The sequence below is a fragment of the Streptomyces sp. CAI-85 genome, assembly GCF_013363615.1.
In the GTDB taxonomy this organism is placed as follows: domain Bacteria; phylum Actinomycetota; class Actinomycetes; order Streptomycetales; family Streptomycetaceae; genus Streptomyces; species Streptomyces antibioticus_B.
Genome location: NZ_JAANNX010000051.1, coordinates 15865 through 37768 on the forward strand (window position 1 = coordinate 15865; position 21904 = coordinate 37768).

21 protein-coding genes are annotated in these 21904 nt (G+C 73.3%); 13 read left to right on the plus strand and 8 right to left on the minus strand.

Features of this window, described 5'->3' with window-relative positions; all coding sequences use genetic code 11:
• Positions 1-5: 5 nt before the first annotated feature.
• Entirely contained in the window at positions 6-641 is a 636-nt protein-coding gene (locus tag G6W55_RS30370; RefSeq protein WP_030794027.1) for a TIGR03085 family metal-binding protein, read from the minus strand.
• A 108-nt stretch (positions 642-749) separates the two neighbouring features.
• On the opposite strand from G6W55_RS30370, the gene hisI reads away from it, so the two are divergent.
• The 11 genes from hisI (at position 750) to lgt (ending at position 9692) form a co-directional block, all read left to right on the plus strand.
• Entirely contained in the window at positions 750-1142 is a 393-nt protein-coding gene (gene hisI / locus G6W55_RS30375) for a phosphoribosyl-AMP cyclohydrolase (protein ID WP_175523961.1), read from the plus strand.
• A gap of 10 nt (positions 1143-1152) precedes the next feature.
• Positions 1153-2691: an anthranilate synthase component I gene (locus G6W55_RS30380; protein ID WP_175523962.1), complete on the plus strand. Its 1539-nt coding sequence runs from the start codon at positions 1153-1155 to the stop codon at positions 2689-2691.
• A 52-nt stretch (positions 2692-2743) separates the two neighbouring features.
• Positions 2744-3394, plus strand: coding sequence for a TIGR02234 family membrane protein (locus G6W55_RS30385; protein WP_175523963.1), 651 nt, complete (start codon positions 2744-2746; stop codon positions 3392-3394).
• Between the two features lie 188 nt (positions 3395-3582).
• The gene (locus G6W55_RS30390; RefSeq protein WP_085208594.1) at positions 3583-3837 is read left to right on the plus strand and encodes an HGxxPAAW family protein; all 255 of its coding nucleotides are present in this window, start codon (positions 3583-3585) and stop codon (positions 3835-3837) included.
• A gap of 79 nt (positions 3838-3916) precedes the next feature.
• A complete protein-coding gene (locus G6W55_RS30395; protein WP_175523964.1) occupies positions 3917-4351 on the plus strand; it encodes a DUF2752 domain-containing protein in 435 nt (144 codons plus the stop codon).
• A gap of 156 nt (positions 4352-4507) precedes the next feature.
• On the plus strand, positions 4508-5317 hold the full coding sequence (gene trpC / locus G6W55_RS30400; RefSeq protein WP_175523965.1) for an indole-3-glycerol phosphate synthase TrpC: 810 nt from the start codon (positions 4508-4510) through the stop codon (positions 5315-5317).
• 21 nt (positions 5318-5338) lie between these two features.
• Complete coding sequence (trpM, locus tag G6W55_RS39475) at positions 5339-5539, plus strand: tryptophan biosynthesis modulator TrpM (protein WP_085208591.1); 201 nt, start codon at positions 5339-5341, stop codon at positions 5537-5539.
• A 70-nt stretch (positions 5540-5609) separates the two neighbouring features.
• A complete protein-coding gene (gene trpB, locus G6W55_RS30405) occupies positions 5610-6893 on the plus strand; it encodes a tryptophan synthase subunit beta (protein WP_175523966.1) in 1284 nt (427 codons plus the stop codon).
• Positions 6890-7708: a tryptophan synthase subunit alpha gene (gene trpA, locus G6W55_RS30410; protein ID WP_175523967.1), complete on the plus strand. Its 819-nt coding sequence runs from the start codon at positions 6890-6892 to the stop codon at positions 7706-7708. Before trpB ends, trpA begins: the two co-directional genes overlap by 4 nt.
• An 88-nt stretch (positions 7709-7796) precedes the next feature.
• A complete protein-coding gene (locus tag G6W55_RS30415; protein ID WP_175523968.1) occupies positions 7797-8573 on the plus strand; it encodes a thioredoxin domain-containing protein in 777 nt (258 codons plus the stop codon).
• Between the two features lie 105 nt (positions 8574-8678).
• On the plus strand, positions 8679-9692 hold the full coding sequence (gene lgt, locus G6W55_RS30420; RefSeq protein WP_175523969.1) for a prolipoprotein diacylglyceryl transferase: 1014 nt from the start codon (positions 8679-8681) through the stop codon (positions 9690-9692).
• A 72-nt stretch (positions 9693-9764) separates the two neighbouring features.
• On the opposite strand, the gene G6W55_RS30425 is transcribed toward lgt, so the two are convergent.
• The 7 genes from G6W55_RS30425 to G6W55_RS30455 all read right to left on the minus strand — a co-directional run bounded on the left by G6W55_RS30425 (position 9765) and on the right by G6W55_RS30455 (position 17606).
• The gene (locus G6W55_RS30425; protein WP_175523970.1) at positions 9765-10595 is read right to left on the minus strand and encodes a CoA ester lyase; all 831 of its coding nucleotides are present in this window, start codon (positions 10593-10595) and stop codon (positions 9765-9767) included.
• Positions 10592-11719, minus strand: a complete 1128-nt coding sequence (locus G6W55_RS30430; RefSeq protein ID WP_244367698.1) for a CaiB/BaiF CoA-transferase family protein — start codon at positions 11717-11719, stop codon at positions 10592-10594. The genes G6W55_RS30425 and G6W55_RS30430 overlap by 4 nt, the downstream gene beginning before the upstream one ends.
• Positions 11720-11838: 119 nt before the next feature.
• Entirely contained in the window at positions 11839-12732 is an 894-nt protein-coding gene (gene rbsK, locus G6W55_RS30435; RefSeq protein ID WP_175523971.1) for a ribokinase, read from the minus strand.
• Positions 12729-14114: an ADP-ribosylglycohydrolase family protein gene (locus G6W55_RS30440; RefSeq protein WP_175523972.1), complete on the minus strand. Its 1386-nt coding sequence runs from the start codon at positions 14112-14114 to the stop codon at positions 12729-12731. Before G6W55_RS30440 ends, rbsK begins: the two co-directional genes overlap by 4 nt.
• Positions 14102-15280: an ADP-ribosylglycohydrolase family protein gene (locus G6W55_RS30445; RefSeq protein WP_175523973.1), complete on the minus strand. Its 1179-nt coding sequence runs from the start codon at positions 15278-15280 to the stop codon at positions 14102-14104. The genes G6W55_RS30440 and G6W55_RS30445 overlap by 13 nt, the downstream gene beginning before the upstream one ends.
• A gap of 8 nt (positions 15281-15288) precedes the next feature.
• Positions 15289-16521 (minus strand): ADP-ribosylglycohydrolase family protein, encoded by a 1233-nt coding sequence (locus tag G6W55_RS30450; protein WP_254876503.1) that lies wholly within the window; start codon positions 16519-16521, stop codon positions 15289-15291.
• The gene (locus G6W55_RS30455) at positions 16518-17606 is read right to left on the minus strand and encodes an ADP-ribosylglycohydrolase family protein (protein WP_254876504.1); all 1089 of its coding nucleotides are present in this window, start codon (positions 17604-17606) and stop codon (positions 16518-16520) included. The genes G6W55_RS30450 and G6W55_RS30455 overlap by 4 nt, the downstream gene beginning before the upstream one ends.
• 276 nt (positions 17607-17882) lie before the next feature.
• Between G6W55_RS30455 and G6W55_RS30460 the strand changes: the two genes are divergently transcribed.
• Positions 17883-18614 (plus strand): VIT1/CCC1 transporter family protein, encoded by a 732-nt coding sequence (locus G6W55_RS30460; protein ID WP_175523974.1) that lies wholly within the window; start codon positions 17883-17885, stop codon positions 18612-18614.
• Between the two features lie 373 nt (positions 18615-18987).
• Positions 18988-21904, plus strand: a 2917-nt coding sequence (locus tag G6W55_RS30465) for a glutamate synthase central domain-containing protein (protein WP_254876505.1), incomplete at its 3' end; no start/stop codon positions are given.

Genomic DNA, 21904 nt, shown 5'->3' on the forward strand with positions numbered 1-21904 from the left:
ATCCCTCAGATCCCGAGCTGCCGGCCGTCGTGGAGCTTCTCCACGGCCTCCTTGTCGCCGTCCAGTTCCACCTGGGCGGCGCTCTGCCGGCCGTAGAGGAACAGCAGCAGCTCCGACGCCTCGCCGGTCACCGTCACCACCGGGGTGCCCCGGTTGGCGACCACCGTGCGGCCGTCCGCGCGGCGCAGCACCAGACCGGTCGGGGCGGAGCGGCCCATCAGCCGCGCGCTGCGCTCCAGCCGGCTCCACAGGGCGTCCTGGAAGACCGGGTCCAGCTCGCGCGGCGACCAGTCGCGCTGGGCGCGCCGGACGTCCTCGGTGTGCACATAGAACTCGATGGTGTTCGACATCTCCTCGACCTGCTTGAGGGCGAACGGCGAGAACCGCGGCGGGCCGGTCCTGATGAGCTGGATCAGCTCCTCGTACGGCTTGGCGGCGAACTCCTCCATCACCCGGTCGAGCCGGGTCGCGAGCTGTTTGATCAGGATGCCCCCGGCCGCGTCCGGACGGCGCTCGCGCACCACCACGTGCGCGGCCAGGTCCCGGGTCAGCCAGCCCTCGCACAGGGTCGGCGCCTCGGGACCGGCGGTCTCCAAGAGGTCGGCGAGCAGAAGCCGTTCACGCTTGGCGAAAGTCGACATGGAGTCAGCCTACGACCGCGTAACGACTCCGCCCACCCGGCCCGCGGCCCCTTCCACCCTGTGGACAACGGGCCGTCACCGTCCGTGGCGCGCGGCACAATGGCACCCATGACCAGCACGCCCCCGCCCAGCAGCCTGGACCCCGCCATCGCCGCGCGCCTCAAGCGCAGCGCCGACGGGCTCGTCCCCGCCATCGCCCAGCAGTACGACACCGGAGAGGTGCTCATGCTGGGCTGGATGGACGACGAGGCGCTGCACCGCACCCTGACCACCGGCCGCTGCACCTACTGGTCGCGCAGCCGCCAGGAGTACTGGGTCAAGGGCGACACCTCGGGCCACTTCCAGTGGGTCAGGTCCGTCGCCCTCGACTGCGACGCCGACACCGTGCTGGTCAAGGTCGACCAGGTCGGCGCCGCCTGCCACACCGGCGCCCGCACCTGCTTCGACGCCGATGTCCTGATCGGGAACGCCGATTCCGGCGTGTCCGCCACGGATCAGTAAGGTCGCCGCCATGGACCTCGACACGTTCCGCAAGCTGGCCGGCGACCGCCGGGTCATCCCGGTCACCCGCAAGCTGCTCGCCGACGGCGACACCCCGGTCGCGCTCTACCGCAAGCTCGCCGCCGAACGGCCCGGCACCTTCCTCCTGGAGTCCGCGGAGAACGGCCGTTCGTGGTCCCGGTACTCCTTCGTCGGCGTCCGCTCCGCCGCCACCCTCACCGCCCGCGACGGCCGGGCGCACTGGCTGGGCACCCCGCCCGTCGGCGTCCCCGTCGACGGCGACCCGCTGGCCGCCCTGCGCGCCACCATCGAGGCCCTGCACACCCCCCACCAGGAGGACCTGCCGCCCTTCACCGGCGGCATGGTCGGCTACCTCGGCTACGACATCGTCCGCCGCCTGGAGAAGATCGGCCCCGGCGACCACGACGACCTGCGGCTGCCCGAGCTGACCATGCTCCTGACCAGCGACCTCGCCGTCATGGACCACTGGGAGGGCTCAGTCCTGCTGATCGCCAACGCGATCAACCACAACGACCTCGACACCGGCGTCGACGAGGCGTACGCGGACGCCGTGGCCCGGCTGGACGCCATGGAGGCCGACCTCTCCCGCCCGGTGGCCCAGCCGCCCGCCGTCCTGCCGCCCTCCGAACTGCCCGAGTACACCGCCCGCTGGGGCGGCCCCGACTACCAGCGGGCCGTCGAGGACATCAAGGAGCGCATCCGCGCGGGCGAGGCGTTCCAGGTGGTCCCCTCGCAGCGCTTCGAGACGTCCTGCACGGCGAGCGCGCTGGACGTCTACCGGGTGCTGCGGGCCACCAACCCCTCGCCGTACATGTACCTGTTCCGCTTCGACGGCTTCGACGTCGTGGGCTCCTCCCCGGAGGCCCTGGTCAAGGTCGAGGACGGCCGGGCCATGGTCCACCCCATCGCCGGCACCCGGCACCGCGGCGCCACCCCGCAGGAGGACCAGGCCCTCGCGGAGGAACTCCTCGCCGACCCCAAGGAGCGCGCCGAGCACCTGATGCTCGTCGACCTCGGCCGCAACGACCTCGGGCGGGTCTGCGAACCGGGCTCCGTCGAGGTCGTCGACTTCATGTCCGTCGAGCGGTACTCGCACGTCATGCACATCGTCTCCACCGTCACCGGCAAGGTCGCCCCCGGCCGCACCGCCTTCGACGTCCTCACCGCCTGCTTCCCGGCCGGCACCCTCTCCGGCGCCCCCAAGCCGCGCGCCATGCAGATCATCGACGCACTCGAACCCGCCCGCCGCGGCCTGTACGGCGGCTGCGTCGGCTACCTCGACTTCGCCGGCGACTCCGACACCGCCATCGCCATCCGGACGGCCCTGCTGCGCGACGGCACCGCCTACGTCCAGGCCGGCGCGGGCGTCGTCGCCGACTCCGACCCGGCCGCCGAGGACCAGGAGTGCCGCAACAAGGCCGCCGCCGTGCTGCGCGCCGTCCACACGGCGAACCGGCTCGGCACGCGCGGTGCCGGGCCCGGCACCGCGCCCGGCACCCCGGGCGGCACTCCCGGCGGTGGAAAATAGGGCGCGTCTCACGTCGGCCCCGGGTGACGGTTCGCCCGGGGTTCAGGCGATAGTGGTCTACGTGACTGCTGCCGTACCTCCCCCCCGATCCGAAACCGCCCCCACGCGGTCCGGCCGCCGCAGCCTCGCCCTCGCGCTGCTGAGCGGTGCGCTGGGCGCGGCCATGGCCCTGCTGTCCACCCGGCAGCCCTGGTCACGGGGCTGGGCCTCGGTGCCCGGCGGCGCCTTCCGGCTGACCGCCGACGGCAGTGACGTCACCGGCGTGCCCGCCGCGCTCGCGATAGTGGGCCTCGCCGCGCTCGTCGCCGTCTTCGCCGTGCGCCGCACCGGCCGCCTCGCCGTCTCCGTGCTGCTGACGCTCTCCGGCGCCGGCATCGTCACCGCCGCCCTGCTCGGCGCCGGCGACAACTCCGCGCTCGAGGATCAGGCCGCCAAGGTGTCCGGCGACACCTCGGCCACCGTCGCCTCCTTCGGCTACACCGCCTGGCCCTTCGCCGCGGTCGCCGGCGGCGCCCTGATCCTGCTGGCCGGCCTGCTCGCCCTGCGCTACGGCAACCGCTGGCCCGGCATGTCGGGACGCTACGAGCGCGACGGCACCCCCCGCCCGCGCCGCGCCGCCCGGCCCGCCGACCCCGAGCGGCCCGAGGAGATGTGGAAGGCCCTGGACCGCGGCGAGGACCCCACCGGAGCCGACCCGGCGTGAGCACCGGGTCGCGCCCGGTGCGCACCCCGGCTCCCGATGTGGTGAATCAGACGCCACCGCGGGCCACCCCCGCGTCCGGTACGTCCGCGCGTACGGGACAATGGACGACGAACGTCCGGCCAGGACACGTACGGGACGCGCCCACCGGGCCGGCCCCTACACCCCCCGACAGCAATGAGGAGCAAGCAATGGCGGGCAGCAGCCACGGACACACCCCGGCCGCCTGGACCGGTGTCATCATCGCCTTCATCGGTTTCTGCGTCTCGGGCGCGTTCATGGTGATGGCCCAGCCGGTGGGCTTCTGGGCCGGCATGGTCATCGTGGCCCTCGGCGGTGTGGTCGGCGGCGCCATGCGCATGGCCGGCCTCGGCCAGCCGCGCGAGACCCACCGCCCCGCCAAGGTCGTCACCGCGACCCGCGAGCCGGCCGGCGCCGAGAGCTGAGCGGACTCTTCCTGCGTGAGGGGCGGCCGGTGTCACACCGGCCGCCCCTCACGCGCGCGTGGCCGCACCGCGAGGCACAATGCGAGGCGTGAACGCCGACAGCCAGCGGGTGACGTCAACGGTCGCGGGACGGCTCGCCGTACCCGCCGGGATCCTCGCGGCCGTCGCCGGGGCCTTCGCCTACGTCGGCGCCGTCGACCCCAACGAACCCGGCCACTACCCGGTCTGCCCGCTGCTGCGGCTCACCGGTCTGTACTGCCCCGGCTGCGGCGGACTGCGCAGCGCCCACGCCGTCGCGCACGGTGACCTCGGCGCCGCCCTGCACGCCAACGCGTTCGCCGTCGTCGGCTATCTGGGGTTCGCCGTGCTGTGGACCGTCTGGGTGGTCCGCGCGGCCCGCGGACGCCCGGTCCGGCTCGACCTCAGCCCCGTCCGGCTGTGGACGCTCGGCGCGTTGCTGCTGGTCTTCACGGTGGTCCGCAACCTGCCGTTCGGCGGCTGGCTCCATCCCTGACCGGGCCGGAGAACGTCCAGGTGGTGGGACCGGCGTCAACCGGATGCGAGGGCTTCGCCTTCTGGCGGATACCATCGCAGTGACCATCTGTTCCATTCGTTCCCTGGTCGCTGGATCGCTCAGCCGACCGTCAACCCTCGGAAGGGGGCCGCTCGCGTGAGTGTGCTCGACGAGATCATCGACGGAGTCCGTGCCGACCTCGCGGAGCGGCAGGCGCGCGTCAGCCTCGACGAGCTGAAGGAGCGCGCGGCGAAGGCCCCCGCGGCCAAGGACGGCGCGGCCGCCCTGCGCGGCGACGGCGTCAAGGTGATCTGCGAGGTCAAGCGGTCCAGCCCCTCCAAGGGCGCCCTGGCCGCCATCGCCGACCCGGCCGGACTGGCCGCCGACTACGAGGCGGGCGGCGCCGCCGTCATCTCCGTCCTCACCGAACAGCGCCGCTTCGGCGGCTCCCTCGCCGACCTGGAGGCGGTCCGCGCGCGGGTGGACATCCCCGTGCTGCGCAAGGACTTCATCGTCACCTCGTACCAGCTCTGGGAGGCCCGCGCGTACGGCGCCGACCTCGCGCTGCTGATCGTCGCCGCCCTGGACCAGCCGGCCCTGGAGTCCCTCATCGAGCGGGCCGTCTCCATCGGTCTCACCCCGCTGGTCGAGGTGCACGACGAGGAGGAGGTCGAGCGCGCGGTGGACGCGGGCGCCAAGGTCATCGGGGTCAACGCCCGCAACCTCAAGACCCTCAAGGTCGACCGCTCCACCTTCGAGCGGGTCGCCCCCGAGATCCCCGCCCACCTCGTCAAGATCGCCGAGTCCGGCATCCGCGGCCCGCACGACCTGATCGCGTACGCCAACGCCGGCGCCGACGCCGTGCTGGTCGGCGAGTCCCTGGTCACCGGCAAGGACCCCAGGTCCGCGGTCTCCGACCTGGTGGCGGCGGGCGAGCACCCGGCCCTCCGGCACGGCCGCGGCTGATCCTTCGCTAGGCTTGCCCCGATGACTCCCACCATGACGACCGTGGACCGGTACGCCCGCCTCGCGCGCGGCTGCCGCCCCAGGGGCTGCCGAGCCCCGGCGAGGCGCGTCCACGGCCGCAGGGTGCGGTACGTCATCGGAGACGAACCTGGGCAGGTCAACGGCATGCGATGGCCTACTCAGGGGCGCGGGGAACTGCGCGACCAGCCACACACGGCCTGAGGTCGTACGACAACCCCCGCCCCCACGGCGAATCGTGTTTTTCCACCAACACTCACCGTGAGGTTTCCGCATGCCCAGCGAGTTCTTCATCCCCGACCCGGAGGGTCAGGTCCCCACCGCCGAAGGCTACTTCGGCGCCTACGGCGGCAAGTTCATCCCGGAGGCCCTCGTCGCCGCCGTGGACGAGGTCGCCGTCGAGTACGACAAGGCCAAGCACGACCCCGAGTTCGCCCGCGAACTGGACGACCTGCTGGTCCACTACACCGGCCGCCCCAGCTCCCTCACCGAGGTCCCCCGCTTCGCCGCGGAAGCCGGCGGCGCACGGATCTTCCTCAAGCGCGAGGACCTCAACCACACCGGCTCCCACAAGATCAACAACGTGCTGGGCCAGGCGCTGCTCACCAAGCGCATGGGCAAGACCCGGGTGATCGCCGAGACCGGCGCCGGACAGCACGGCGTCGCCACGGCCACCGCCTGCGCGCTCTTCGGCCTCGACTGCACCATCTACATGGGCGAGATCGACACGCAGCGCCAGGCCCTCAACGTGGCCCGGATGCGCATGCTGGGCGCCGAGGTCGTGGCCGTGAAGTCCGGCAGCCGCACCCTGAAGGACGCCATCAACGAGGCGTTCCGCGACTGGGTCGCCAACGTCGACCACACCCACTACCTGTTCGGCACGGTCGCCGGTCCCCACCCCTTCCCGGCGATGGTCCGCGACTTCCACCGGGTCATCGGCGTCGAGGCCCGCCGCCAGATCCTGGAGAGCGCCGGACGGCTGCCCGACGCGGCGATCGCCTGTGTCGGCGGCGGCTCCAACGCCATCGGCCTCTTCCACGCCTTCATCCCCGACACCGGGGTGCGCCTGATCGGCTGCGAGCCGGCCGGACACGGCGTGGAGACCGGCGAGCACGCGGCGACCCTGACCGCGGGCGAGCCCGGCATCCTGCACGGCTCCCGCTCCTACGTCCTCCAGGACGACGAGGGCCAGATCACCGAGCCGTACTCCATCTCGGCCGGTCTGGACTACCCGGGCATCGGCCCCGAGCACTCCTACCTCAAGGACTCCGGCCGCGGCGAGTACCGCGCGGTCACCGACGACGCGGCCATGCAGGCGCTGCGTCTGCTCTCGCGCACCGAGGGCATCATCCCGGCCATCGAGTCCGCGCACGCCCTGGCCGGCGCCCTGGAGGTCGGCCGGGAACTGGGACCGGACGGGCTGATCGTGGTCAATCTGTCCGGCCGCGGCGACAAGGACATGGACACCGCCGCCCGTTACTTCGGGCTGTACGACACCGACGCCGAGGTCGCCGCCGACGCGGCCGCCACCGCCGAGATCGAGGGGGACGCCAAGTGAGCGGCAACATCCGGCTGTTGAGCGACACCCTCGCCGCGGCGAAGGCCGAGGACCGGGCCGCGCTGATCGCCTATCTGCCGGCCGGGTTCCCGACCGTGGACGGCGGCATCGAGGCGATCAAGGCCGTCTTCGACGGCGGCGCCGACGTCGTCGAGGTGGGGCTGCCGCACAGCGACCCCGTCCTGGACGGCCCCGTCATCCAGACCGCCGACGACATCGCCCTGCGCGGCGGGGTGCGGATCGCCGACGTGCTGCGGACGGTGCGCGAGGCGCACACGGCCACCGGGAAGCCGGTGCTCGTGATGACGTACTGGAACCCGATCGACCGCTACGGCGTCGAGCGGTTCACCGCCGAACTCGCCGAGGCGGGCGGCGCGGGCTGCATCCTGCCCGACCTGCCGGTGCAGGAGTCGGCGCTGTGGCGCGAGCACGCCGAGAAGCACGGTCTGGCGACGGTGTTCGTGGTGGCGCCGAGCAGCAAGGACGAGCGGCTCGGCACGATCACCGCGGCGGGCAGCGGCTTCGTCTACGCCGCCTCGCTGATGGGCGTCACCGGCACCCGTGAGTCGGTCGGCGCGCAGGCCCAGGACCTGGTCGAGCGCACCCGGGCCACCGGCAGCGAGCTGCCCGTCTGCGTCGGCCTCGGCGTCTCCGACGCCCGGCAGGCCGCCGAGGTCGCCGGCTTCGCCGACGGGGTGATCGTCGGCTCGGCCTTCGTCAAGCGGATGCTGGACGCGCCGGACCACGCGGCCGGGATCGCGGCGGTCCGCGACCTCGCGGCCGATCTGGCGAAGGGCGTGCGCCGCCGGGTGTGAGCCGGGCGGTGTGAAGGACACGGTCACCCGTACGGGTGGACCTGGGACCGGGGAGGCGCAATGCGCCTCCCCGGTTCGTTCTGGGGGTGTGAGCGAGAAGAATCGTGACGGAAAGCGCAACGCCCGGGAGCGGCTGGCGGCGGAGCGCGAGAAGCAGAAGGCCGCGGAGCGGCGGCGGCGCACCCTGATCGTCGCCGCGAGCGTCGTCTGCGTACTGGGCCTGGCCGCCGTGATCGGCATCGTCGCCGCCAACGCCGGGAAGGACGACGACAGCGCCGACGCCGGCCCGGTCGTCGCCCCCTCGGGGGCCCAGGGCAAGGACGCCCTGGCGATCCCCGTCGGCAAGGACGACGCCAGGTCCACGCTCACCGTGTGGGAGGACTTCCGCTGCCCGGCCTGCAAGGCGTTCGAGGCGGCGTACCGGCCGACGATCCATGAGCTGACCGAGTCCGGACAGCTCAGAGTCGAGTACCACCTGGTGACCCTGATCGACGGCAACATGGGCGGCAGCGGCTCGCGCAACGCGGCCAACGCCGCGGCCTGCGCGCAGAACGCCGGGAAGTTCCCCGCCTACCACGACGTGCTCTTCGAGAACCAGCCCGAGGAAACCGACGACGCCTTCGCGGAGAACGACAAGCTGATCGAGCTGGCCGGCAAGGTCGACGGGCTTGATACCCCCGAGTTCCGTACATGTGTCGAGAAGGGCACGCACAACAGTTGGGTCGCGAAGTCCAACCAGGCGTTCCAGGACGGCCGCTTCGGCGGCACCCCCACCGTCCTGTTCAACGGCAAGAACATCTACCAGGACCAGTCGATGACCCCGGCGAAGCTGAAGCAGATGGTGGAGGAGGCCAACCAGGGGTGAGCGCGGGCGGGCGGAGGGTGAGAGGGTTTCTCACCCGCCCGTTATGGAGCCGTAGCCGGGCTGCCCGCCGTGCGCCCGGTCCGGCACGGTAGCGTCGACCCTGCCATGGAACTTGCCTACATTCCCAGCCCGTCGCGCGGGGTGCTGTACCTCGGCCCCGTCCCGCTGCGCGGCTACGCGTTCTGCATCATCATCGGCGTCTTCGTCGCGGTCTGGCTCGGCAACAAGCGCTGGGTCGCCCGGGGCGGGCGCGCCGGGACGGTCGCCGACATCGCCGTCTGGGCGGTGCCCTTCGGCCTCGTCGGCGGCCGCCTCTACCACGTGATCACGGACTACGAGCTGTACTTCAGCGAGGGCCGTGACTGGGTGGACGCCTTCAAGGTCTGGGAGGGCGGCCTCGGCATCTGGGGCGCCATCGCGCTCGGTGCGGTGGGCGCCTGGATCGGCTGCCGCCGCCGGGGCATCGCCCTGCCCGCGTACGCCGACGCCATCGCGCCCGGTATCGCGCTCGCCCAGGCGATCGGCCGCTGGGGCAACTGGTTCAACCAGGAGCTGTACGGCAAGGCGACGGACCTGCCGTGGGCCCTGCACATCACGTCCTCGACCGACGGCCGGATGCCCGGGTACTACCACCCGACGTTCCTGTACGAGTCGCTGTGGTGCGTCGGTGTCGCCCTGCTCGTCATCTGGGCCGACCGCCGCTTCAAGCTCGGGCACGGGCGGGCGTTCGCGCTGTACGTCGCCGCGTACTGCGCCGGGCGCGGGTGGATCGAGTACATGCGGATCGACGACGCCCACCACGTCCTGGGCCTGCGGCTGAACGTCTGGACCGCGATCGTGGTGTTCGTGCTGGCGGTGACGTACATCGTGGTGTCGGCGAAGAAGCGGCCGGGACGCGAGGAGATCGTGGAGCCGGGCGCCGCCGAGGACGGCTCCGACGCGGGGACCGACGGCGAGTCCGTGAAGTCCGAGGAGCCGGCCGACACGAAGGCCGAGTCCGAGTCCGGCACCGAGGCGGCCCCGAAGGACGAGGAGAAGTCCGAGGGGAAGTCCGAGGACGCCGACGAGGCTGCCGACAAGACCGCCGACGAGACCGAGTCCGCCGGCAAGAAGAGCTGAGCCGACGCGGTCGTACGACGCACAGGGCGCCCGGGGTCACCCCGGGCGCCCTTGTCGTGCGCGGCGCGGCGGTCAGCGTCGGCGGGCCAGGGACAGCGTGCGCTGCGCCGCCGCGACCACCGCCGCGTCGATGAACCGGCCGTCCGGCAGGGCCTGCGCGCCCGGTTCCACGGCCGCCGCCTTGACGACGGTCTCCGCCTCCTCCAGCTCCTGTTCGGTGGGCAGATAGGCCCGTTCGATGATCGGGAGCTGCCGGGGGTGGATCGCGGCGCGGCCCAGGAAGCCGAGGGTGCGGCCGTGGGCGCAGGACGCGGCGAGCCCGTTGAGGTCCCGGGTGTCGGGGTGCACGGACTGCGGCGGCGGGTTCAGTCCCGCGGCCCGCGCGGCGACGATCACCCGCGAGCGCGACCAGTCGAGGCCCGCGTCGTCGCGGATCCCGAGGTCGGCCCGGAGGTCGGCCTCGCCGAGGGCGATCCCGCGCAGCGCGGGGTGCGCGGCGGCGATGGGGTAGGCGTGCTCGACGCCCAGCGCGCTCTCCAGCAGGGCGTAGAGGGGCGGGGCCCCGCCGCCCGCCGGGGCGAGCCGTTCCGCGAGCCGGGTGATCTGGGCGGGGGAGACCACCTTGGGCAGCCGCAGCCCGCGGACGCCGGGGAGGGCGGCCACGGCGTCCAGGTCGGCGCCGGCCAGCGGGCCGTCGAGGGCGTTGACCCGGACGTGCACCGGCACCGGCTGGGGGTCGGAGAGCCGCTCGGCGGTGGCCGTACGGGCGTACTCCTTGCGGTCGGGGGCGACCGCGTCCTCCAGGTCGACGATGACGACGTCGGCGCCGCAGGTGAGCGCCTTGCTGACGATGTGCGGCCGGTCCCCGGGGACGTAGAGCCAGGTCAGCGGGGTGGGGATCACAGGGCGCCCTCCGCGCGCAGGGCCGCGAGGTCGGCGCCGGTCAGCCCCAGCTCGGTGAGGACGGCGTCGGTGTCGGCGCCGTGCGGACGGCCCGCCCAGCGGATCGCGCCCGGAGTGGCGGAGAGCCGGAAGAGCACGTTCTGCATCCGCAGCGCGCCCAGCTCCGGATCGTCCACGGCGGCGATCGTGCCGAGGGCCTGGTACTGGGGGTCGGCCATCACGTCCCGGACGTCCTGCACCGGGGCGACGGCCGCCTCGGCCTTCTCGAAGGCGGCGAGCACCTCGGTGCGGGGGCGGGCGGCGATCCAGGTGCCGACCGCCTCGTCCAGGACGTCGGTGTGGGCGGCGCGCTCGGCGCCGGTCGCGAACCACGGCTCCTCGATCAGCTCGGGACGTCCGACCAGCCGCATCACGCGCTCCGCGACCGACTGCGCCGAGGTGGACACGGCGACCCAGGTGCCGTCGGCGGTGCGGTAGGTGTTGCGCGGGGCGTTGTTCGCGGAGCGGTTGCCGGTGCGTTTCTGCACATGGCCGAGCTGGTCGTACCAGAGCAGATGGGGGCCGAGGACCATCAGGATCGGTTCGATCAGGGCCATGTCCACCACCTGGCCCTCGCCGGTGCGGTCACGGGCGGCCAGGGCGGTCATCACGGCGTAGGCGGTGGCCAGGCCCGCGATGGAGTCGGCGAGACCGAACGGCGGCAGCACCGGCGGCGCGTCCGGTTCGCCGGTGATCGCGGCGAAGCCGCTCATGGCCTCGGCGAGGGTGCCGAAGCCGGGGCGGTGGGCGTAGGGGCCGAACTGGCCGAAGCCGGTGACCCGGGTGAGGACGAGCCGCGGGTTGGCGGCCGACAGCTCCTCCCAGCCGAGGTCCCATTTCTCCAGGGTGCCGGGGCGGAAGTTCTCCACGATCACATCGGCGCTCGCGGCGAGCCGCAGCAGGGTGGCGCGGCCGCCGGGGGTGGAGAGGTTCAGCGTGATCGTGCGCTTGTTGCGGCCGAGGTGCTTCCACCACAGGCCGACGCCGTCCTTGGACGGGCCGTGGCCCCGGGACGGGTCGGGCCGCTCCGGGTGCTCGACCTTGATCACCTCCGCGCCGAAGTCGCCGAGCAGGGTGGCGGCCATGGGCCCGGCGAAGAGGGTGGCCAGATCGAGGACGCGCAGCCCGGTCAGCGGACCGGCGGGCGGGCTGGTGGGAGAGCCGGGCGGTGAACCGGCCGGCGGGGTCGTGGCGGCGGGCCCGGTCATGACGCGTACTGCTTGTCGATCTCGGAGCGGTACGGCATCGAGGCGGACGCGCCGGGCCGCTGCACGGAGAGCGCCGCCGCCGCGGCCGCCCAGGCCAGGGCCTCCCGCATGGGCAGGTCCTCGCCGCGGGCCACCGCGAGCGCGCCGACGAAGGTGTCGCCCGCGCCGGTGGAGTCGACGGCGGTGACCCGGGGCGCGGGCACCTCGACGGGTTCGGCGCCGCGCGCCAGGTAGAGGCTGCCGGCCGCGCCGAGCGTGACCACGACCTCCGGCACGCTCTCCAGCAGGGCCGCGGCCGCCTCGCGCGGGTCGGTGCGGCCGGTGAGGGCGGTGGCCTCGTGCTCGTTGGGGACCAGCAGGTCGACGGCGGCGAGGAGTTCGGGCGGCAGCGGCCGGGCGGGGGCCGGGGTGAGGATCGTCCGGACGCCGTGGGCACGGGCCGCCTCGGCACCCGCGACGACCGCGGCGAGCGGGACCTCCAACTGGAGCAGCAGCGCGTCGGCGGAGGCGATCAGGCCCTCGTCGCCGGGGGCGAGATGGTCGACGGTGCCGTTGGCGCCGGGGACGACGACGATCGCGTTGCCGCCCTCGTCGTCCACGACGATGTGCGCGGTGCCGGAGGGGGATTCGACCGTGCGCAGATGGTCGGTGTTCACCCCGGAGTGCTCCAGGGTGGAGCGCAGCCGGGCGCCGAAGGAGTCGTTGCCGACCGCGCCGATCATCGAGACGATGCCGCCCGCGTGGGCCGCGGCGATCGCCTGGTTGGCGCCCTTGCCGCCGGGGATCGTGCGGAACTCCCGTCCGGTGACGGTCTCCCCGCGCTGCGGGGCCTTCTCTACGTACGCGACGAGGTCCATGTTCGTGCTGCCGAGCACGACGATGTCGGTCATGGGCGGGACGCCTCCCGGGGGGTGAGGGACCAGGTGAGATGGGCGAGGGTGTCGAAGCCGGTGCCGTCGAAACCGGCGACGGAGGTGGCCAGCCGGTTCTTGAGCGGGGCCGTCCAGCGGTCGGGGAGGGCGTCGGGCCGTCCGGCGAGGAGACCGGCGACGCTGCCCGCGGTCGCGCCGTTGGAGTCGGTGTCCCAGCCGCCGGACACCGCGCGGCACACCGAGCCGGTGAAGTCGCCGTCGGCGTGGGTGAGGGCGGCGGCGATCAGGGCGGTGTTGGGCACGGCGTGCACCCAGTGGGCGGCCTTGTGCGTGGTGTGGAGTTCGTCCACGACCGTGTCGAAGTCGGTGTGGGACTCGGCCAGCCGGACGGCGTGGGTGACCGCGTGGGCGAGCCGGGAGCGGGGCGGGACGACGGAGAGCCCGGCGCGCAGACACGCGTGCACGTCGTGGTCCCCGGTGGCCGCGGCGGCGATGACGGCCGCCGTGAACATCGCCGCGTAGACGCCGTTGGCGGTGTGGGTCAAGGCGGCGTCGCGGTACGCCTGTTCGGCCGCGGCGGCCGGGTCGCCGGGGTTGGTCCAGCCGTGGACGTCGGCGCGGATGAGGGCGCCGATCCATTCGCGGAACGGGTTGCGGTGGCGGGCGGTGTGCGGGGGTTCGACGCCGGAGAGCAGATTGCGGTAGGCGACGCGTTCGGCGGTGAAGGTGCGGCCCGCGGGGAGTTCGTCCAGCCAGAGCCGCGCCACGTCGGCGGTGTCGAACGCCCGGCCGTGGCGTTGGATCAACAGCAGATTCAGCAAGGGGTAGTTGAGGTCGTCGTCCTCGGGCATGCCGTCGATGTTCTCAGCGAGGGAGGTCGTCGCCGAGCGGCGGTTCCAGGGATGTTCCTCCAGGAGGTGGCCGGGGACGCCCCGGGCGGTGAAGTAGGTGCGGAGCGGCCAGTTGCCGGCGGCGCGGGCGAGGGCGCGGATGCCGTCCAGCGGGAGCTTCTCCACGGGTTTGCCGAGGAGACAGCCGACGGCCCGTCCGGTCCAGGCCGCCTCCAGCGCGGACCGGTCGGGTCCCGCCGGGGCGGCGGCGGGGGAGCCGGTGCGGTCGTAGGCGGGGGCGCAGAGGCGGCGGACGGCGTCCAGGTCGGTCGGTTCGTCGTCGGCCAGTCCGCTGGGCAGGTCGGCCAGTTCGTCCAGCAGGTCGTCGGCGAGCTGCCGCAGATAGCCGGAGACACGGTGGGCGGAGGCGCCCGCGCGGGCCGGTGCCTCGGGGCCGCCGGCCGCGCGCCAGCGGGCGGCGATCGCCCAGGGCTCCCGGCCGTCCTCGGCCGCCTGGCGGAGTTCATGGCCGAGGAGGTCCTCCGGCTGGACCCAGGTCAGGCGGAGCATCCCGGGCCTCCGAGGAGGGTGGTGAACGCCGCCTCGCGGGCCCGGCGTGCCGCGGTGTCCCGGGCGAAGATCTGCCGGGTGACCTCGGTGAGGGTGCGGGCGGGCTCCCACAGGTCGAGCCGGCTGGCCTCGGCGACCCGCTTCGACCACTCGTCGGGGACGGGGGAGCCGAGGGCGCCGGCCAGCGCCCCGGCCATCGTGGCGATCGAGTCGCAGTCACGGCCGTAGTTGACCGAACCGAGCACGGCGTGCCGGTAGTCGCCGGCCGCGACCACCAACATGCCGAGCGCCACCGGGAGTTCCTCGATCGCGTGCAGCCGGGAGGGGCGCCGGGCCCCGAGGGAGGGCCTGCGGTAGTCGGGGCCCACGGTGTCGTACGGCGTCACGGCCCGGCGCAGCGGGAGCAGGGCCGACTCGAAGTCCCGGTGGCGGGACGCCTCTTCGCAGACCGCCTCGATCGCCGCGCGGGTGCCGTCCTTCGCCAGGGACAGACAGGCCGCCACCACCGAGTCCACCGTGGCGCCCGGGGTGCAGGCCGCCGCGACCGCCGCCGCGAAGACGCCCGCCGCCTCCCGGCCGTAGGAGGACTGGTGGGCGCCCGCGACGTCCAGCGCCTCGGCGTACGCGCCCACCGGATCGGCCGCGTTGACCAGACCGACGGGCGCCATGTACATCGCCGCACCGCAGTTGACGATGTTGCCGTTGCCCGCCTCGCGGGGGTCCACATGGCCGTAGTGGAGGCGGGCGACGAGCCATTTCTCCGCGAGGAAGATCCGCTGGAGGGGGAGCGCCTCCGCCTCCAGCTCCGGGATCCAGCGGGGGTTGGTCATCAGGTCGGGGACCAGGTGGTCGGCGATCGCGTAGGCGTCGAGGTGGCCGCGGACCGTGGCGTAGACCCTGATCAGGGCGTGGGTCATCAAGGTGTCGTCGGTGACGTGTCCGTCGCCCTTGTGGTACGGGGCGATGGGGCGGGCGGTGCGCCAGGCGTCGCCGTTCCAGGGGCCGACGATGCCGTGGACGCGGCCGCCGTGGCGCTCGGTGATCCGGTCGGGGGAGTAGCCCTCGACCGGGCCGCCGAGCGCGTCGCCGACGGCCGCGCCGACCAGGGCGCCGGTGATCCGTTCGTCGAGACCCGCCTCAGGGCTTTCTGCTGCTTTGGGCGTCATGCCCCGAATCATCCTCCTGGTGGGGCCGGTTGTGCCGCTTCCAGGAGTTCGGCGAGTTCCACCAGGTCGGTGCCGGTGAGCCGGGGGAGCGCGCAGCCGGACAGGGTGCGGCAGGCGTCCCGCCAGGAGGCGGGGATCGTGTCGCCGCCGCCCAGCGCGCCGGTGAGGGCGCCCGCCAGCGCCGGCGCGGAGTCCGCCACCCGCGACAGACAGGCCGCCGCGGGAACGGCCTCGGCGACCCGGCCGCCGGAGGCCAGCGCCAGGGCGAGGGCCACCGGGACCGTCTCGGCGGCCGCGATGCCGTAGCTGTAGACGTGGTCGACGATCTGGTGCTCCAGGAGCGGGACCAGTGCGAAGGCGCTGTCGGCGTCGCGCGCCAGCGCCAGCGCGTGCCGGGCGTTGCGGCCGATCTCCGTGCCCTCGGGCAGTTCGGCGAGCGCCGCGTCCACACAGGCCCCGGGAGCCGCGCCGGTCAGGGCCAGGGCGAGCGCGGCGGCCATCGCGCGGGCGCCGTGCACCCCGTCGCCGTCCTGGGTGTAGCGGGCGTCGAACTCGGCGAGTTCGGCGGCGAGTCGGGGGTCGCCGGGGTGGGCGACGGCGAGGACACAGGCGCGTACGCAGGCCGCGTCGTCGAAGTAGTGCGGGTTGTCGTGGCCGGTGGCGGGCGGCCGCAGTCCCGCCGCGAGGTTGCCGAGCCCGGCCCGTACGGAGATCCGGGCGCGCAGCGGCAGCACCGCGGACTCGATCTCCGGGGCCCGGTCGGCGGCGGCCGCGACCTCGCTGGCGACGGCGTTCCAGGTGAGGTCGATGGCGGCGCGCATCCGGCGTTCCCGGCCGAGGTCGCCGAGGACGGTGTCGTCGCCGGCCCGCAGGACGGCCTCCGCCGCGAACGCGGCCCACTCGGCGTCGTCGGAGGGGCCGAGGCGCAGAGGTTCCGGGGGCTGGTTGAGGGCGATGGGGACGGGGAGGGTGGTGGTGGCGTTCTGCTCGGCGAAGGTGTCGAGTTCGCGGGTGAGACGGCGGGTCCACTCGGGCATCCGGGCGGCGCGGTGCCGGGCGGCCGGCCATCCGGCGGCGTCACCGGCGGCCAGCCCGAGGAGGAGGCCGCGGATGCGGTGGGGGCGCGGCGGGGTGGGTGCGGTGGTGGCCTCGGTGACCGCCGGTGTCCGCGGTTCCTCCGTGAGGGTGCCGCCCTGCGGCTGCGTCGTCGTGCCCTCGTCCCAGGGTCCCGGTGGTCTCATCGGACGGCCTCCTTCTCGGGGGCCGAAGCCGGGGCCGAAGCCGAAGCCGATGCCGGGGCCGGGGCCGCCGGGGCGGGCGGCAGCAGGCTCGGGACGAGGTCCGCCGCGACCACGCCCTCGCCCCACTTGCCGCCCTCGCCCGGCACCAGCAGTTCGGCCACGTCCAGGACGTGGTGTCCGGCCATCGACGGCAGACAGGTGCCGCGCGCCGGTCCGATCGCCGCCGCCCAGTGGGCCGGGACGGCGGCGACCCCCTGGGTGGCCCCGGCCAGCGCGCCCGCGACCGCCGCCGTGGTGTCGGCGTCGCGGCCCATGTTGACGGCGGTGAGGACGGCCTGCGTGAAGTCGCCGTCCGCCGACGCGTACGCGCCGAAGGCGAGGGCCACGGCCTCGGGGGCGAGGTCGGTCCAGGGGTAGCCGCCGATGACGACGGCGGAGCGGACGGCGCGTTCGCCGCGGTGGGCGACCGCCACGGCCCGGCGCAGCGAGCGGGCCGTCCAGGAGTCCTCGGGGACGACGGCCAGCGCGGAGGCGATCACGGCGCTCGGCGGGGCGCCCGCCATCGCCGCCGCCACCCCGGCCGCGACCGCCTGGCCGCCGTAGATGCCCTCGCCGTCGTGGCTCACCGACCCGTCGATCGCGACCAGCCGGGCCGCCTCCGCCGGGCGGCCCGAGGCGAACACGCCGAACGGGGCGGCGCGCATCGCCAGACCGTCGCTCCAGGCGTGCCGGTGCTGGGCGGAGATCGGGGCGGCCAGGCCCCGGCGCAGGTTCTCCAGGGTGCCGCGCTCGCTGAACCCGGCGCCGCGGAAGGGGCCCTCGTCACGGTCGGCGATCCACTGGTGCCAGGCCGCCTCCACATGGGCCGGGGTGAGGGCCGAGCCGTGCCGGGCGAGCAGCAGACCGGAGAAGATCGCGTACTCGGTGTCGTCCGTGCCGGCCGGCCGGTCGGCCACATAGCCGGTGATACGGCCCCAGCGGGCCCGGATCTCGGACGGCTTCAGGTTCTCGGCCGGGGCGCCGAGGGCGTCTCCCACGGCGAGGCCCAGCAGGGCGCCGCGGGCCCGTTCACGGATGGATGCCATGCGCGGCCTTTCCTCCACAGGGCCGCTCGGGGCGCGGATCCCTTTGCGGATGTGTCCCACCGTCGGCGGTTGACCTGAGCCTCTGGGCCCCTCATGTCACCCGGTCGACATCTGTGCGGGCTTCCGATCGAATGAGCGCTCGATGACAAAAGCGCAGGTTAGCGCAGCCTTGCTTTGCTGGCGGAGGGGAGTCCGGAGGCGTATCTTGGTTCCCGTAGGGAATTAGACTCAGTCTAAAGTTAGCTTTGGCTCAGCTCACTCAGGAGGATGCCACCCGTGGCCGTCATCGAGACCGAGGCGTCGCTCCACGCGGCGCACCGCGACAACCACACCCACCGCGATGTGAACGGCGGCTGGCTGCGTCCCGCCGTCTTCGGCGCGATGGACGGTCTGGTCTCCAACCTCGCCCTGATGACCGGTGTCGCCGGCGGGGACATCGGCCGGCAGGGCCTCGTGCTGACCGGACTCGCCGGGCTCGCGGCCGGCGCCTTCTCCATGGCGGCCGGCGAGTACACCTCCGTCGCCTCCCAGCGCGAGCTGGTCGAGGCCGAGCTGGACGTCGAGCGCCGTGAGCTGCGCCGGCACCCCAAGGACGAGGAGGCGGAGCTGGCCGCGCTCTACGAGACCCGGGGTGTCGACCCCGACCTGGCCCGGCAGGTCGCCCGGCAGTTGTCGCGCGACCCCGAACAGGCGCTGGAGATCCACGCCCGCGAGGAGCTGGGCATCGACCCCTCCGACCTGCCCTCGCCGCCGGTCGCGGCCGTGTCGAGCTTCGGCGCGTTCGCGCTCGGCGCGCTGCTGCCCGTCCTGCCGTACCTGCTCGGCGCGAGCGCGCTGTGGCCGGCCGTGCTGCTGGCGCTCCTCGGACTCTTCGCCTGTGGTGCGGTCGTGGCCCGGGTGACCGCGCGCACCTGGTGGTACAGCGGACTGCGACAGCTCGCCCTGGGCGGCGCGGCGGCCGGTGTGACATATGCCCTGGGGCATCTGTTCGGAACGGCCGTAGGATAGCTCCACCGCTACTTATGCGATGGGCCGCATAAGTAGCCGTTACTGATGGGTTTCGACCGCTTGACCAGCGGGCAAGAGCCGTAAGCGCTGTGGGCAATGACGCCTGCGGCGTACGCGCGGGACGGGCGATGACGCCCGCACCGCCTCCCGGACCGACGGACACCGATCTGTCCCGTTCTGTCCCCCATACTTCGAGCCATATACGCGGTACCCCCGCCGCACCCCCATGGCGTCCGCATGTTGGAACGCTGTATCCGGTTCCCGAGAACCGCTCCATCATGTAACCTGCACGAAATTTTGCACCCCACGCAGAGGGCCAACGTCGTCCCTCGGCACGCATGACATGCCACTTGAGACGACGACGGGAGAGCCGATGCGTACGCCGCGCCAGCCGTCCCAGCACTCCGCGAATGGCCAGAACTGGTCCTTCATGGATGCTCGCCCTGCTGCGCAGGGTATGTACGACCCCCGCAACGAGCACGACGCGTGCGGCGTCGGATTCGTGGCCACCCTCACCGGCGAGGCGAGCCACACGCTGGTGGAGCAGGCGCTGACCGTGCTGCGCAACCTCGAACACCGCGGCGCCACCGGCTCCGAGCCGGACTCCGGCGACGGCGCGGGCATCCTCACCCAGGTCCCCGACGCCTTCCTGCGCGAGGTGGCCGGGTTCGACCTCCCCGAGGCCGGCTCCTACGCCGTCGGCATCGCCTTCCTGCCCGAGGGCGAGGACGGCGAGGACGCCGTCTCACGGATCGAGACGATCGCCGGTGAGGAGGGCCTCACCGTCCTCGGCTGGCGCGAGGTCCCCGTCGCCCCCGAACTGCTCGGCGCCACCGCCCGCTCCACGATGCCGGCCTTCCGCCAGCTCTTCGTCACCGACGGCCGCACCAGCGGCATCGCCCTGGACCGCAAGGCGTTCGTGCTGCGCAAGCGCGCCGAGCGCGAGGCCGGCGTGTACTTCCCGTCGCTGTCCGCGCGGACCGTCGTCTACAAGGGCATGCTGACCACCGGCCAGCTCGAACCCTTCTTCCCGGACCTGTCCGACCGCCGCTTCGCCTCGGCCGTGTCGCTCGTCCACTCCCGCTTCTCCACGAACACCTTCCCGTCGTGGCCGCTCGCCCACCCGTACCGCTTCGTCGCGCACAACGGCGAGATCAACACCGTCAAGGGCAACCGCAACTGGATGCGCGCCCGCGAGTCGCAGCTCGCCTCCGGCCTCTTCGGCGCCGGTGACCTCGAGCGCGTCTTCCCGGTGTGTACGCCGGACGCCTCCGACTCGGCGTCCTTCGACGAGGTGCTCGAACTGCTCCACCTCGGCGGCCGTTCCCTGCCGCACTCCGTGCTGATGATGATCCCGGAGGCGTGGGAGAACCACGACTCCATGGACCCCGCCCGCCGCGCCTTCTACCAGTACCACTCCACGATGATGGAGCCCTGGGACGGCCCGGCCTGCGTCACCTTCACCGACGGCGTCCAGGTCGGCGCCGTGCTCGACCGCAACGGCCTGCGCCCCGGCCGCTACTGGGTCACCGACGACGGCCTCGTCGTCCTCGGCTCCGAGGTCGGCGTCCTCGACATCGACCCCGCCAAGGTCGTCCGCAAGGGCCGCCTCCAGCCCGGCCGGATGTTCCTCGTCGACACCGCCGAGCACCGCATCATCGAGGACGACGAGATCAAGGCGCAGCTCGCCGCCGAGGCCCCCTACGCCGAATGGCTGGAGGCCGGCGAGATCGAGCTGGGCGACCTGCCCGAGCGTGAGCACATCGTGCACACCCATGCCTCGGTCACCCGCCGCCAGCAGACCTTCGGCTACACCGAGGAGGAGCTGCGCGTCATCCTGGCGCCGATGGCCAAGTCGGCCGCCGAGCCGATCGGTTCGATGGGCACCGACTCGCCGATCGCCGCGCTGTCCTCCCGCCCGCGCCTGCTCTTCGACTACTTCACCCAGCTCTTCGCGCAGGTCACCAACCCGCCGCTGGACGCGATCCGCGAGGAACTGGTCACCTCCCTGCGCTCGTCCCTGGGCCCCGAGGGCAACCTCCTGGAGCCGACGGCCGCCGCCTGCCGCAGCGTCACCCTGCCCTTCCCGGTGATCGACAACGACGAGCTGGCCAAGCTCATCCACATCAACGCCGACGGCGACATGCCCGGCTTCAAGGCCGCCACCCTCTCCGGTCTGTACCGGGTGCACGGCGGCGGCGACACGCTGGCCGCCCGCATCGAGGAGATCTGCGCCGAGGCCGACGCCGCCATAGAGAACGGCGCCCGTCTCATCGTCCTGTCGGACCGCCACTCGGACGCCGAGCACGCGCCGATCCCGTCGCTGCTGCTCACCGCGGCCGTCCACCACCACCTCATCCGCACCAAGCAGCGCACCCAGGTGGGACTGCTCGTCGAGGCCGGTGACGTCCGCGAGGTCCACCACGTCGCCCTGCTGATCGGCTTCGGCGCCGCCGCCGTCAACCCCTACCTGGCGATGGAGTCCGTCGAGGACCTGCTGCGCGCGGGCACCTTCATCAGCGGCCTGGAGCCCGAGCAGGCGATCCGCAACCTGATCTACGCGCTCGGCAAGGGCGTCCTGAAGGTCATGTCCAAGATGGGCATCTCCACCGTCGCCTCCTACCGCGGCGCCCAGGTCTTCGAGGCCGTCGGTCTCGACGACGCCTTCGTGGAGAAGTACTTCAACGGCACCGCCACCAAGATCGGCGGCGTCGGCATCGACGTGATCGCCAAGGAGGTCGCCGCCCGGCACGCCAAGGCGTACCCCGCCTCCGGCATCGCCCCGGCGCACCGCGCCCTGGAGATCGGTGGCGAGTACCAGTGGCGCCGCGAGGGCGAGCCGCACCTGTTCGACCCGGACACGGTCTTCCGCCTCCAGCACTCCACCCGCGCCGGCCGCTACGACATCTTCAAGCAGTACACCGAGCGCGTGAACGAGCAGTCCGAGCGGCTGATGACCCTGCGCGGGCTCTTCGGCTTCACCTCGGACCGCCCCTCGATCCCCGTGGACGAGGTCGAGCCGGTCTCCGAGATCGTCAAGCGCTTCTCCACCGGCGCCATGTCGTACGGCTCCATCTCCAAGGAGGCGCACGAGACCCTCGCCATCGCCATGAACCAGCTCGGCGGCAAGTCGAACACCGGTGAGGGCGGCGAGGACCCGGACCGTCTGTACGACCCGGCGCGCCGCTCGGCGATCAAGCAGGTCGCCTCCGGCCGGTTCGGCGTGACCTCGGAGTACCTGGTCAACGCGGACGACATCCAGATCAAGATGGCCCAGGGCGCCAAGCCCG